This window comes from Prauserella isguenensis (assembly GCF_014191605.1).
GTDB classification, from domain to species: Bacteria; Actinomycetota; Actinomycetes; order Mycobacteriales; family Pseudonocardiaceae; genus Prauserella; species Prauserella isguenensis.
Genome location: NZ_JACHWU010000001.1, coordinates 1,047,870 through 1,060,625, shown reverse-complemented (window position 1 = coordinate 1,060,625; position 12,756 = coordinate 1,047,870). Strand labels below are relative to the sequence as shown.

Annotated in this window: 12 protein-coding genes; 4 read left to right on the top strand and 8 right to left on the bottom strand. The window is 69.6% G+C overall.

What is annotated here, in order from left to right; genetic code table 11:
• Positions 1 to 93: 93 nt before the first annotated feature.
• From FHS23_RS04955 to FHS23_RS04935, 5 genes are read right to left on the bottom strand one after another with little or no spacing between them, the layout of a single operon-like run.
• Positions 94 to 2,478 (bottom strand): ATP-binding cassette domain-containing protein, encoded by a 2,385-nt coding sequence (locus tag FHS23_RS04955; RefSeq protein ID WP_183648415.1) that lies wholly within the window; start codon positions 2,476 to 2,478, stop codon positions 94 to 96.
• 42 nt (positions 2,479 to 2,520) lie between these two features.
• Positions 2,521 to 2,958 (bottom strand): nitroreductase family deazaflavin-dependent oxidoreductase, encoded by a 438-nt coding sequence (locus FHS23_RS04950; protein ID WP_343053748.1) that lies wholly within the window; start codon positions 2,956 to 2,958, stop codon positions 2,521 to 2,523.
• A gap of 9 nt (positions 2,959 to 2,967) precedes the next feature.
• Positions 2,968 to 3,387: a VOC family protein gene (locus tag FHS23_RS04945; RefSeq protein WP_183648412.1), complete on the bottom strand. Its 420-nt coding sequence runs from the start codon at positions 3,385 to 3,387 to the stop codon at positions 2,968 to 2,970.
• 9 nt (positions 3,388 to 3,396) lie between these two features.
• Complete coding sequence (locus FHS23_RS04940; RefSeq protein WP_425501078.1) at positions 3,397 to 3,849, bottom strand: helix-turn-helix transcriptional regulator; 453 nt, start codon at positions 3,847 to 3,849, stop codon at positions 3,397 to 3,399.
• 59 nt (positions 3,850 to 3,908) lie between these two features.
• Entirely contained in the window at positions 3,909 to 4,421 is a 513-nt protein-coding gene (locus tag FHS23_RS04935; RefSeq protein ID WP_183648405.1) for a cytidine deaminase, read from the bottom strand.
• Positions 4,422 to 4,634: 213 nt separating this feature from the next.
• On the opposite strand from FHS23_RS04935, the gene FHS23_RS04930 reads away from it, so the two are divergent.
• Both FHS23_RS04930 and FHS23_RS04925 read left to right on the top strand, forming a co-directional pair.
• Complete coding sequence (locus FHS23_RS04930) at positions 4,635 to 5,054, top strand: YciI family protein (protein ID WP_183648402.1); 420 nt, start codon at positions 4,635 to 4,637, stop codon at positions 5,052 to 5,054.
• 35 nt (positions 5,055 to 5,089) lie between these two features.
• The gene (locus tag FHS23_RS04925) at positions 5,090 to 6,283 is read left to right on the top strand and encodes a DUF6596 domain-containing protein (RefSeq protein ID WP_183650893.1); all 1,194 of its coding nucleotides are present in this window, start codon (positions 5,090 to 5,092) and stop codon (positions 6,281 to 6,283) included.
• A gap of 205 nt (positions 6,284 to 6,488) precedes the next feature.
• Here the strand turns inward: FHS23_RS04925 and FHS23_RS04920 are convergent, their stop codons facing one another.
• A complete protein-coding gene (locus FHS23_RS04920; RefSeq protein WP_183648400.1) occupies positions 6,489 to 7,088 on the bottom strand; it encodes a hypothetical protein in 600 nt (199 codons plus the stop codon).
• Positions 7,089 to 7,311: 223 nt separating this feature from the next.
• Between FHS23_RS04920 and FHS23_RS04915 the strand changes: the two genes are divergently transcribed.
• Entirely contained in the window at positions 7,312 to 7,980 is a 669-nt protein-coding gene (locus FHS23_RS04915) for an Abi family protein (protein ID WP_221218953.1), read from the top strand.
• A 743-nt stretch (positions 7,981 to 8,723) separates the two neighbouring features.
• Here the strand turns inward: FHS23_RS04915 and FHS23_RS04910 are convergent.
• On the bottom strand, positions 8,724 to 9,893 hold the full coding sequence (locus tag FHS23_RS04910) for a low temperature requirement protein A (RefSeq protein WP_343053645.1): 1,170 nt from the start codon (positions 9,891 to 9,893) through the stop codon (positions 8,724 to 8,726).
• 204 nt (positions 9,894 to 10,097) lie between these two features.
• Here FHS23_RS04910 and FHS23_RS04905 point away from each other — a divergent pair, with 204 nt between their 5' ends.
• The gene (locus tag FHS23_RS04905) at positions 10,098 to 11,180 is read left to right on the top strand and encodes a thermonuclease family protein (RefSeq protein WP_246381330.1); all 1,083 of its coding nucleotides are present in this window, start codon (positions 10,098 to 10,100) and stop codon (positions 11,178 to 11,180) included.
• A gap of 89 nt (positions 11,181 to 11,269) precedes the next feature.
• Here the strand turns inward: FHS23_RS04905 and xylB are convergent, their stop codons facing one another.
• Positions 11,270 to 12,670, bottom strand: a complete 1,401-nt coding sequence (gene xylB / locus FHS23_RS04900; RefSeq protein ID WP_183648393.1) for a xylulokinase — start codon at positions 12,668 to 12,670, stop codon at positions 11,270 to 11,272.
• Positions 12,671 to 12,756 lie beyond the last annotated feature (86 nt).

The window sequence follows — 12,756 nt, the reverse complement described above, 5'->3', positions numbered from 1 at the left end:
CGAGTGGCCGGGCGCAACACGGCCCCCGGGAAGCGCAACACGGCCTCCGGAATACGCAACACGGTCCCTGGAAAGCGCAACACGGCGCGGACGTCAGGCGACGTAGTCCGCGAGGTGTTGTCCGGTCAGGGTCGGCCGGGCGGCGACCAGGTCGGCGGGCGTGCCTTCGTAGACGATCCGCCCACCGTCGTGGCCTGCGCCGGGCCCGAGGTCGATGATCCAGTCGGCGTGGGCCATGACGGCCTGGTGGTGCTCGATGACGACGACGGACTTGCCGGAGTCGACGAGCTTGTCGAGCAGGGCCAGGAGCTGGTCCACGTCGGCGAGGTGCAGGCCGGTGGTCGGCTCGTCCAACACGTACACGCCCGCGGACTCGGTCATCCTGGTGGCGAGCTTGAGGCGTTGCCGCTCACCGCCGGACAGCGTGGTCAACGGCTGGCCGAGCGTCAGGTAGCCGAGTCCGACGTCGTCGAGGCGCTTGAGGATCTTGTGTGCGGCGGGGATGCGTGCTTCCGAAGGACTGGCCCCGCCGCCGGAGAAGAACTCCTCGGCGTGGGCCACCGACATCGCGAGGACCTCGCTGATGTCTTTGCCGCCCAGCGTGTACTCCAGCACCTCGGCCTGGAACCGCTTGCCCTCGCACACTTCGCACGGCGTCGGCACTCCCGCCGTGATCGCCAGGTCGAGGTAGATGACGCCCGCGCCGTTGCAGTTCGGGCACGCGCCGTCGGAGTTCGCGCTGAACAGTCCCGGTTTGACACCGCCCGCTTTCGCGAACGCCTTGCGGATCGGGTCGAGCGCGCCCGTGTACGTGGCCGGGTTCGACCGGCGCGAGCCCTTGATCGCGGACTGGTCGACGATCGCGACGTCGTCACGTCCGCCCAGTGAACCGTGGATCAGTGAGCTCTTTCCGGACCCCGCGACTCCTGTGACGACGGTGAGCACGCCGAGTGGGATGTCGACGTCGACACCGGTGAGGTTGTGCAGGTCGGCGCCGCGGATCTCCAACGCTCCCTCGCCGGTGCGTACCGACGGCTTGAGCGCGGCACGGTCGTCGAGGTGTTTACCGGTCAGCGTGTCGCTGCCGCGCAGGTCGTCGACGGTGCCTTCGAAGCACACCGTCCCACCGTCGGTGCCCGCGCCGGGGCCGAGGTCGACGACATGGTCGGCGATCGCGATCGTCTCCGGCTTGTGCTCGACGACCAGCACCGTGTTGCCCTTGTCCCGCAGCCGAAGCAGCAGGTCGTTCATGCGCGCGATGTCGTGCGGGTGCAGGCCGATCGTGGGCTCGTCGAAGACGTACGTGACGTCGGTCAGCGACGAGCCGAGGTGCCGGATCAGCTTGGTGCGTTGCGCCTCGCCGCCCGACAGCGTGCCGGACGGCCGGTCCAGCGACAGGTAGCCGAGTCCGATCTCGACGAAAGAGTCCAGTGTGGACTGCAGCATCTCGAGCAGTGGCCGCACTTGGGGCACGCTGATGCCGCGCACCCATTCGGCGAGGTCACTGATCTGCATCGCACACACGTCGGCGATGCTCACACCGTCGATCTTCGACGAGCGCGCCGTCTCGTTCAGCCGCGTGCCGTCGCATTCGGGACAGGTCGTGAACGTGATCGCTTTGTCGACGAACGCGCGGATGTGCGGCTGCATCGCCTCGCGGTCCTTCGACAGCATCGACTTCTGCAGCTTCGGGATGATGCCCTCGTAGGTGAGGTTGATCCCGTCGACCTTGATCTTGGTGGGTTCCTTGTACAGCAGGTCGTCCAGTTCGGACTTGCTGAACTCGCGCAGCGGCTTGTCCGGGTCGAAGAAGCCGCAGCCGATGTAGATGCGCCCGTACCAGCCGTCGGCGCTCCAGCCGGGAATCGTGAACGGGCCGTCGCGCAGCGACTTGCTGTCGTCGTACATGGCTGAGAGGTCGAAGTCGGTGACCCGGCCGGTGCCCTCGCACTCCGAGCACATGCCGCCGAGAACGTTGAAACTGCGCCGCTCCTTCACCTTCTTACCGCCGCGTTCCGTCGTGACCGCGCCTGCCCCGCTGATGGACGCGACGTTGAACGAGAACGCCTTCGGCGACCCGATGTGCGGCTCACCCAGCTTGCTGAACAGGATCCGCAGCATCGCACCGGTGTCGGTCGCCGTGCCCACGGTCGACCGCGGGTCGGCCGCCATGCGTTCCTGGTCGACGATGATCGCCGTGGTCAGACCGTCGAGCACGTCGACGTCGGGCCGCGCCAGCGTCGGCATGAACCCCTGCACGAAGGTGCTGTAGGTCTCGTTGATGAGGCGTTGCGACTCCGCGGCGATCGTCGCGAACACGAGCGAGCTCTTGCCCGACCCGGACACGCCGGTGAACACCGTCAGCCGCCGCTTCGGCAGTTCGATACTGATGTCGGCGAGGTTGTTCTCCCTCGCGCCTTGGACGCGGATCAGATCGTGACTGTCGGCGGCGGGCACCGCCGGCGTGTCCGTGCTCATCGGTTCTCCAGTGGGTCGGTTCGGTTCGTCGGCGGGACCCGGTCAACGGCGCGTCAGTCGCACGACCGGGTACTGCCTGCTGTGTTTGCGCTGGTACTTCGCGATACGTGGCTGCTCTTCGACGATGCGCCGCCACGCCCGCTCGCGCTCGGCACCGGCAAGGACGTGCGGGGTCACGGCGACGGGCTCCTGCCCGTGCCATTCGGCGGTCGCCTGCTCGGGGCGGGCCATCAGGTTGACGTACCAGTCCGGATGCCGTTCACCGCCGCCCGAGGCGATGATCAGCCAGGAGTCGTCCTCGCCGAACCAGGTGAGCGGCGTCTCCCGTGGCTCACCACTGCGCTTGCCGACGGTGTGGAGGATCAACAGGTCCATCCCCATCGACCGGCCGCCCTTGCGTCGGATGCGTTTCGCCGTGGAGGCGTTGGCCCGGTGCTGGATCCACCGGGACAGCGCGTTCGGGCCCGCGGTCTTCGTCACCAAGGCCGCTCACCCCACCTGCTGGATGCGGATCATGTTGCCCGCGGGATCGCGGAGTGCGCAGTCACGAATGCCGTACGGCTGGTCGATCGGCTCCTGGACGACTTCGACGTCACCCTGCTGGACCTTGGCGAACGCCGCGTCGACGTCGGGGGTCGACAGGTTGATCATGGCGTAGGTGCCCTTGGCCATCATCTCCTCGATGAGGCCGCGCTCGGCGTCCGTGAGGCCGGGCGTGGCCTCCGGCGGATACAGCACGACCGACGTCTCCGGCTGGCCGGGCGGGCCGACGGTGATCCAGTGCATGTCGCCGTACTCGACGTGGTTGCGGACCTCGAAACCGAGGACGTCGCGGTAGAAGGCGAGCGAGGCGTCCGGGTCCGACAGCGGAAGCATGGCCTGGGCAATGGTGAGATCTGTGCTGGTCATGGCTTCACGCTAGGCCCCACGCGGCGCGGGCGCTTCTCGATTCCTGATCGGTCTGGTGACCTGCTTCGCCACGCACGCGGGCATGCCGTCGGTCGCGCCCGCCTGCTCCGCCCGGTACCGGCTCGGCGACATGCCGACGAGTTCGCGGAACCGCGTGCTGAACGTACCCAGCGACGAGCCGCCGACCTCGAAGCACACCTCCGTCACGCTCAGATCCCCGCGGCGCAGCAACGTCATGGCACGTTCGATCCGCCGGGTCATCAGGTACGAGTAGGGCGACTCGCCGTAGGCCTCGCGGAACCGCCTGCTCAGGTGTCCCGCCGACATGTGCACGCCCCGTGCGAGGGCCTCGACGTCGAGCGGCTGCGCGTACTCCCTGTCGATCCGGTCCCGCACCCTGCGCAACAGCGTCAGTTCACGGAGCGCCAATTCACGGGAGCGGGCCGCGTCGGTGGTGGTCACGCCCGTAAGCCTGCCACGCGGACCCGACATTCCGGGAGCATCCGGCGAGGAGTTGCCGCTCAGTCCCACGGGACGTCGTCGAAGGCCGCCGCCCAGTAGTACGGCAGCGCCTCGCCGAGCGCGACCCACGCCGGATCGCCACGCTCGGCGCCGGGCTGCGGCACGGCGACGCGGACGTCCGGCCCGTGCACCGCGAGGCGTTCCCGGCACACCCCGCAGGGGCTGAGGACGACGAACCGGCCCGGCGCCTCGCGCGCCAGGCACACCGACGCGGCGATCGCACGACCCAACCGGAACGCGGCGGCGAACGGCTCGGTCTCGTGGCAGATCTCCACACCGGGATTCACGACGTCGGGAGCCGTGCCGGTGAGGATCGTGCCGTCGTCGAGGAGCATGGCCGCGGCGCCGCGCTCGACGTCGTCGGCAGCCTCGCCGGGGAAGCGGTTCTCGATGAGCGCGCGGCAGGCGGAGACCGTCGCAGCGAGCCGGTCCGGGGTGGCGAATCCTCCCGGTGCGGCCGACGATTGCGGTTGCGGGGTCGGCTCCGGGGCCGGTTGCGGAGTCGAGGTCACCCACCGGACCCTACGTCGGCACGGAACGACCGCACGGGCACACGCCACCGATAACCCCGCTGAACTGAGGAAACACCCGCAGAGGCGGCGCCGCGGACGAAACCGCAGAAATTTCTCGGAGAGGATTCGGCGACGTGTCGATTTCGAAAGGTGCCCACTCGACCTAGTGGTGAGAAGCTCCACGAGGGGGCTTCACCGGCAAAGGAGCAGACGATGAAGTTCATGCTGATCATGCGGGCCACCGACGAGACGCTCGCGGCTTACGAGAACGTCGACTTCAACGAGATCATCGCGGTCATGGGCAAGTTCAACGAGGAGATGATCAACGCCGGCGTGATGATCGGCGGCGAGGGACTCGACCCGCAGGACCCCGGCGTGGTCGTGGACTACTCCTCCGAGACGCCCGTCGTCACCGACGGCCCGTACGGCGAGACGAAGGAACTGTTCAACGGCTTCTGGATGCTCGAGGTGACGTCCAAGGAAGAGGCGGTCGAATGGGCCAAGCGTGCCCCGATGCAGGGTCCCGGCAGCAAGATGGAGATCCGCCGGGTGTCCGAGATCGACGAGTTCCCGCAGGACAACGAGTGGGTCCAGAAGGAGAAGGGTTGGCGGGAGCAGCTCGGCACGGCCTGAGTGACGCGACCGCCGCCGTCGCGGCCCGCCGCCGGATCGAGGCGTTGTGGCGGATCGAGTCGGCGCGGATCGTCGCCGGGCTCGCGCGGTACACCGGCGAGCTCGCGCTGGCCGAGGACGTCGCGCAGGAAGCCCTCGCGGAGGCGCTGGTCAACTGGCCCCGCGAGGGCGTCCCGCGTGATCCGGTGGCGTGGCTGCTGACGACGGGCAGGCGCCGGGCGATCGACGCGTTCCGCAGGCGGTCGGCGTTGGACGACCGCCTGCCGCAGCTCGACACCGGCCCTGCCCCCGAACGGCCCGACGACACCGATGACGACGTCCTCACGCTGATGTTCACCGCGTGCCACCCCGTGTTGTCACGCGAGGCGCAGGTGGCGCTGACGCTGCGCGTCGTGGGCGGGTTGACGAGCGACGAGATCGCGCGGGCGTTCCTCGTGTCGACGGCCACCGTGCAAGCGCGCATCACGCGCGCGAAGAAGTCGCTCGGTGCGGCCGCAGCGGGTTTCCGGGCGCCGCAGGCGGACGAGCTCGGTACGCGGCTCGCGGCCGTGTTGAGCGTCGTCTACGTGATCTTCACCGAGGGGTCGTCGGCCAGCTCGGGCGACGCGCTGATCCGCTTCGACCTGGCGGGCGAGGCCCGGCGGCTCGCCAGGGTGCTGGCACGGCTGATGCCGGGCGAGAACGAGGTGCACGGTCTGCTGGCGCTCCTGGAACTGACGTCGGCACGGTTCCCGGCGCGGACCGACGCCGACGGCGAACCGGTGCTGCTCGAGGACCAGGACCGGCGCCTGTGGGACGACTCGTCGATCCGCCGGGGCAGGGCGACGTTGCGGTCCGCAGAAGGGGTCGGCCGCGGGCTGGGCTACTACGGGCTGCAGGCGGCGATCGCGGAACGCCACGCCGTCGCGCGGTCCGTGGCGGACACGGACTGGGAACGGATCGTCGCGCTGTACGAGGCCTTGGCGACGCTGGCGCCGTCACCGGTGGTGGAGCTGAACCGGGCCGTGGCGGTGTCGATGGCGCACGGCCCGGCCGAGGCGCTGCCTCTGGTCGACGCGGTCGCCGACGACCTGTGCGATTCCCACCAGGTCGCCGGCGTACGCGGAGAACTGCTGCTGCGCCTCGGCCGCACCACCGAGGCACGCACCGAACTGAGGCGCGCCGTGTCGCTGTGCGGCAACGACCGCGAACGCACCATCCTGCACCGCAAACTCGCCGACCTCCCCTGACCCGCGATCCCGCGCCCGTGTGCGTTCTCCGGGGCCCGTGTTGCGAGTCCCGGGGCCCGTGTTGCGTTGACCGCGGCTGTCCTCGCCGCGACACGCGCGCGGCTGCACCCTCGCACGTGTCCTGCGCCCAGCGTCACCCGTCGCCCGACCAGCGGCCGCCGACCGACGTCCGGCCTCGCGGCTGTGTCCGGAACCGCCCGGCGGGTCAGAACGGCGCGTACTCGGCGTGTTCGCTGACGTCCCCGACGTGCTGCGAGCCCGAGTACCTGCCGGGGAGGTACCGGAGCAGCGCGTCGTGGGCCTGCAGAGCCGACCCGGACCGCCCGCCTACCCGCACCTGGTACACGCCGTCGTCGCGCTTCAGACGTTGCGCGTCGGCCACTCCTTCGGGGTCCGCATGCGGGGCGAGGTTCAGTTGGAGGGCCGTGAGCACGGCGCCTTCGCGACGTTGAGCGCGCCGGCTGTACACGAGCTGCGCGGTGCGGAGCTCGGCCGATCGGACATCGGCCCAACTGACCTGCAGCTGCCGTCCGGGACCGCCGGAGTATTCGACGCCCGTCGGCGTCAGCGCCAGCCTGGGCGGTTTCAGCGCGCGCATCAGCCTGCGCATCGACGGTTTTCCGCCCATGAACGTCAGCAGACCGACGACGATCGGGATGAGCCGCAGCATCGTCCATTCGAACGTGGGCCACAGTCCTGCTCCGACGAAGAGTGCGCCGAACCCGACGGCCGCCAGGGCCCACGCCGCGGCCCTCCTGATCTCCTCGGCGGGCGGCCTCGTATCGATCAACCAGCCGTCATGCACCCGATCAGGGTAACGACGACGGTCGTTGACAGCCCCGGCCCGCACCCGTCGCCGCACGTCGACCTCACCCGGCCACGAATCACGGACGGGCCGAACGAAAGAACGGCACCGCCCCCGAAGGAAGCGGTGCCGTTCTACGTTTTCCGTAACCGTGGCGGTGTAGCCCATCCTCTGCGGATCACCAGGGACCGTTCCGCGGTCTTCGCCCCATAGGATAGCCGTCGTGTCGGCGGACCACCAAACGACCGAGGCCGTCTTCGCGGCGATGAGCCGCGCCAGGATGTCGAACTACCTCGCCGCATGCGACGGTGACGAGACCGCGGCACTCGAACTCTACACCTGGAACTCGCAGGTCAGCGCCGCTTTCTGGGAGACGCTGGGGCACGTCGAGGTCGCCCTGCGCAATGCGATCGCGGCGCGGTTGCAGCTCCGGCACCTGCACCGGCGGCGCACGGGGTCGTGGCTGGACGACCGTCACCAGGAGCTCGACCCGAAGGCCCGGCACGACATCCGGAAGGCGCGCAACCGGGTACGGAAGAAGCACAAACCCGTCAGCGACGGCCAGACGATCGCGGAGCTGACCTTCGGATTCTGGCGCTTCCTGCTGGCGAAGCAGTACAACACCGGCATCTGGCCCGATCTGGCGAGGGGCTTCCCGCACGCGCCCGACAAGGCGCGCCACACCGTCGAGCACCCGGTGAAGAGTCTGCACGAGTTCAGGAACCGGCTCGCCCACCACGAACCCGTCTGGGACAAACCCCTCGCCGCGCATCATCAGGACACCTGCGACGTCCTCGGGTACATCGACCCCGGGCTCGCCGCGTGGGTCGACAAGAACTGCCGCATCTCCGAGCTGCTCCTCATCTGCCCGGTGACGCGACCCCACCCGTGAGCGGGCCGGGCGTCGATGCCGGAGACGGTCCACACGGGACGGACGGCGACGGCTCGGACGGCCTGTCGGACACCGGCGCCGACGTCGGCATCGCGCTGGCACTCGGACCGTTCGCACTCGGACTTCACGCGACGGATCGACGCCTCAGTACGCTGCCCCGAGGCAGTGGGCTGCCGGCGGTACGTTTGAGACGGGGGTCGGCCGGGTACGGACCGAGCCGGCCGAAGGTCGCGAAGACTCTCGGTTGAGAATCGCACGGGCCCGGCCCCGTATTACAGCTTTGACCTGCGACTTTTTGCACATCTGCAGAGTGGCGTACCTCGACCTGTGCGTGGCACATTCGAGGGTGCGTTGGGCCACGTCCCCCAGCGCCGAGGAACTCACCCGGCAACCGAACTCGCGAGTGCGGCAGCGTTGTGCGCCGACGGAGGAGTCCTCGCCACATGGGACGACGAGCGCGGTCCAGAAAGGAGGTGTCAAAAGATGCGAGTGATCTACACCGCGATTCGTCGCTACGTCGCCGAGCTGAACCGGATGCAGGACGTTGGCCGTGGCCTCTCCACGTACAAGGGAGAGCGGGCCGGCCGCTGACAACCCGGTAGTCCCAGTCGCTTGTTTCCGGTCCGGCGTTCACACGCCGCGGTCGAACACCGGACCGTCCTAAACTTTTCGGGTCGAAAGATCGGCATGCCCACCTGGGCATGCCGATTTCGTCGTTCCGGGCCGAGCCCCTGTCGACGTGGTCACGCCGTTCGTTTCGAGCGCAGCTGGGTGGCCACGGCCAGAGCGGTCATGACAACGACGACGGCGAGTCCGACGGCGATGGGCGGGACGGAATGTCCCAGCACGAGCCCGAGAACGCCGATCACCATCAGGGCCGTGGCCGCCATGTACCGCTCGCGGGCGACCGCGCCGGTGCGGGAACGCAGGAACAGGATGTTGCCCGCGAGGTAGATGAGCGGCCCGCCGACCGTCGTCAGCACGAGGGCCGGGTCCGTGTGCTCATGGCTGATCCGCAGTTCGATGGAGACGGCCACGACGATGGCGCCCGCGACCATCAGCGCGTGGGCGTAGGCGAACGCCGACCTCAGTGCGCTCGTGCTCGCGTCCCCCTGACTGGCTTGCGTGTCGTGGCCCGCCAGCGCGAAGTACGCCCACCACATGACGAACAGCCCGACGAAACCGAACAACGACGCCACGACGGCACGCGTGGTGATGGGGTCCATGCCGTACAACGTGTTGCCCATGATCAGGATCGACTCGCCGAGCGCGATGATGAACACCAGCCGGTTGCGCTCGGCGAGGTGCTCGGCGTCGGTCGGCCACGTGTGCATGGGTGCCGAGCCGAGCCCGGGGAAACGGAACTCGAACCGCGGGCCCGCGACATCGATCAACAGCGCGACAGCCCACACGATCAGCCTCGGCACGGTGTCGAGGAAAGCGCCGACGAGAAACAGCACGCCCGCCGACGAGCTCCACGAGAGTAGGTTCGTGTAGTTCTTGGCGAGCACGTGGCCTCGCATCGCCGCCGCCATGAACGCGGGCCTGACGACCTGAGCGAACACGTAGCAACCCGCGAACAGCAGCCCGTCCTCCGCGAACGCGTGCGGCAGGGCGAGCGCCATGCCGAGCGCGGCGAGCATCAACACTCCGTTGAGGACACGCACGAGCCCGCTGCGCGGATCGAGCCAGTTCATCGCCCACGCGGAGTAGTTCCACGCCCACCACACCGCGCCGAACAGCACAGCGACCTCGGCGAACCCGAACCAGGTGAGGTGGTCGAGCAGCGTGTGTGAAACCTGGATGATCGTGAAGACGTACACCAGGTCGAAGAACAGCTCGATCGGAGCGACCTCGGACCGTTCCCTCCCCTCAGGCCGCAACAACTTCGGTCGTGTCGCCTGCGGTGTCACGGGGAACCCTCCAGATAGCCGACACTGATCACGGACGCTCGGATTGTAGGCGTCGCTGCTCCGCTCGGCCGTTCGGATGAGCCTCGTGTCCCTGTCATGAGCCGAACGACCACGTCGCAGCGCCTCGCCGCGGCATGGTGGTCGGGCCCCGAGTCGGTGCACGGGAACGGGTGCAGCCGACGTGGCATGCCGGGGGTGGTCGGGATGGAAGTACTGTTCGGATTCTTCATGCTCGCGTCGATCGTGGTCGCGGTCATGGCGCTGTTCCGGCGCAGCCCGGTACGCCGGTGGTACGGCTCGCGGCAGCATCCCGGCAGGGCCGTCGTCGTGACGCTCGTGTTGTGGCTGATCGCCGCCGTTGCCCTGGCACCGAAAGGGCCGTCCGTGGACACGGCCACGACGACAGGCACGCCGTCGACCTCCGCCACGCCCGCTCCACGTCCGCAGGCCACGACCCCGCCCGTGACCACGACACCGGCCGAGTCGCCGACCGCGCCCACGACCGTCCCCGGAACGACCGAGCGCACGACGCAGCAGCACGCCTCCACCCCGGACGGCGTTCCACGCGATGCGCAACGGGTTCGAGTGGAACAGATCGTCGACGGTGACACCCTCGAAGCCGCCGCGGTCTCCTCGGGCACGGTGCTGTCCGGAACGGCTCAGGTCGACGTTCGCCTGTTGGAGATCGACGCCCCGGAGACGAAGCACCCTTCCGAACCGGAGCAGTGCTACGGGCAGGAAGCCACCGAGAAGCTGCGCGAACTCGCGCCGCCGGGTGGCACGGTCTGGGTGCAGCGCGACGAGGAGCTCCGCGACCGGTACGGGCGGTACCTGCTGTACGTGTGGAACCACGCCGGCGTGTTCGTCAACAAGGCGATGGTGACCGAGGGCTTCGCGCGGCCGGAGCTGTACGAACCCAACGACAGGCACTGGAAGACGATCAGGGACGCCGGCAGCCGAGCACAGTCGGCCGCCTCCGGGTTGTGGTCGGCATGCGAGTCGTCCGGCGCGCCGGAGGACACGCCGCCGACGTCCACGACACCCGAGCCGACACCGCAACCGGCACCAGAGCCGGCACCGGAACCGTCGACCGCACCGGAACCGCGACAGGAGCTCGAACAGCCCGTCCCCGGCTCCGAACCGGGCGCGGCGCCGGAGGGCGTCGTCAGCTACCCACACCCGCCCGACAAGGACTGCAGCGAGATCGACGAAAGCAACTTCCGGGTCCAGGAGGGCGATCCGCACGGGTTCGACGCCGACGATGACGGCATCGGCTGCGACAGCTGACGTCAACCAATGGCGACCGGGCGGCAACTCGGCTGCGACCAGCGGCGCCGAATGGGAGATCACGTCGTGCTGGGCGCAGGAGACGCGGATCAGGGGTGGAGGTGGCGCCTCGCTGTTCGATGGGCTTCGGCCACACGGGTGCCGGCATCGAGATCGGCGGATGCGGGCGTGAGGGTGACGCCGTCGTCGTGGATGCGCCAGCTCGGCGGTTCGGCACCTCCGTGCAACGCCCACGCGGCCTGGCGCGCCGCACCGACGGCGACGTGCTCCATCTCCGGCGGGACGACGACGGGCACGCCGAACACACCGGGGGCGATGGCCTGCACGGCCGCCGACCGGGACGCCCCGCCGGTGAGCAGCACCCGCCGCACCGCCACGCCGTGGTCGCGCACCGCGTCGAGACCCGCGGCGAGTCCGCACAGCATGCCCTCGACGGCGGCGCGCGCCACGTTGGCTGGCGTCATGTTGGCCCGACGGAGGCCCACGAGCGATCCGGAGGCGTCGGGCAGGTTGGGCGTGCGTTCCCCGTCGAGGTAGGGCAGCAGGGTCAGGCCGTCGGCGCCGGGCGGTGCCGACAACGCGAGCGTATCGAGGCCTTCGAGGTCGGTGCCGAGCATGGCCGCGGTCGACGTGAGCACCCGCGCGGCGTTGAGCGTGCACGCCAGTGGCAGGTACCGGCCCGTGGCGTCGGCGAAGCCGGCGACCACGCCGGAACCGTCGGCGACCGGCTTCTCGGACACTCCGAACACCGTCCCGCTCGTGCCCAGCGACACGGCGACGTCCCCGTCTGCGAGTTCGAGGGCGAGGCCCGCGGCCATGTTGTCGCCCGTTCCCGGGGCGACGAGCACGCCGTCGGCGGTGCGGCCCGCCGCATCGGCCGGCCCGAGCACCGTGGGCAGCCCGACCTCCCTGCCGAACGCCCTGACCAGCAGGTCCGTCCGGTACGCACCGTCGATCGGCGAGTAGTACCCCGTCCCGGAGGCGTCACCGCGGTCGGTGGTCGGCTCGTCTCGCCGGTCGAGCAGCCGCCACGTCAGCCAGTCGTGCGGCAGTAGCACGCGGCCGACCCGCTTCGCGGCGTCCGGTTCGTGTTCGGCCAGCCACCGCAGCTTCGTCACCGTGAAGCTGGCCAGCGGCACCGACCCGACGGCGTCCGCCCAGGCCTGGCCGCCGCCCAGTTCGGCCACGAGGGCGTCGGCGGCACCCGCGGAACGGACGTCGTTCCACAGCAGCGCGTCCCGCACCACGTCGCCGTCGTCGTCCACGGTGACCATGCCGTGCTGCTGCCCCGCGACGGCGATCGCGGCGACGTCGTCGAGCAGACCGTCTCCCGCGGTGCGCAGTGCGTGCCACCACTCGACGGGGTCGACCTCGGTGGCGTCCGGGTGTGCGGCCTGCCCGGTCCGCACCACCGTTCCGCTCCCGGCCTCGCAGACGACGACCTTGGTGGACTGTGTCGACGAGTCCACCCCGGCTACCAACTCGTTCACAGTGTCAGGCGCCCCTTTGCTCCCTGCTCACGGTGCGGACCACCGGGCCGCACCGCGGGCCCGCGGCCGTCACCACCCGGAACCTG

Bases quoted from the DNA above. Each gene is read 5' to 3' on its own strand.
- FHS23_RS04955 (WP_183648415.1), bottom strand. From the start codon at position 2,478: ATGAGCACGGACACGCCGGCGGTGCCCGCCGCCGACAGTCACGATCTG.
- FHS23_RS04945 (WP_183648412.1), bottom strand. From the start codon at position 3,387: ATGACCAGCACAGATCTCACCATTGCCCAGGCCATGCTTCCGCTGTCG.
- FHS23_RS04930 (WP_183648402.1), top strand. From the start codon at position 4,635: ATGAAGTTCATGCTGATCATGCGGGCCACCGACGAGACGCTCGCGGCT.
- FHS23_RS04905 (WP_246381330.1), top strand. From the start codon at position 10,098: ATGGAAGTACTGTTCGGATTCTTCATGCTCGCGTCGATCGTGGTCGCG.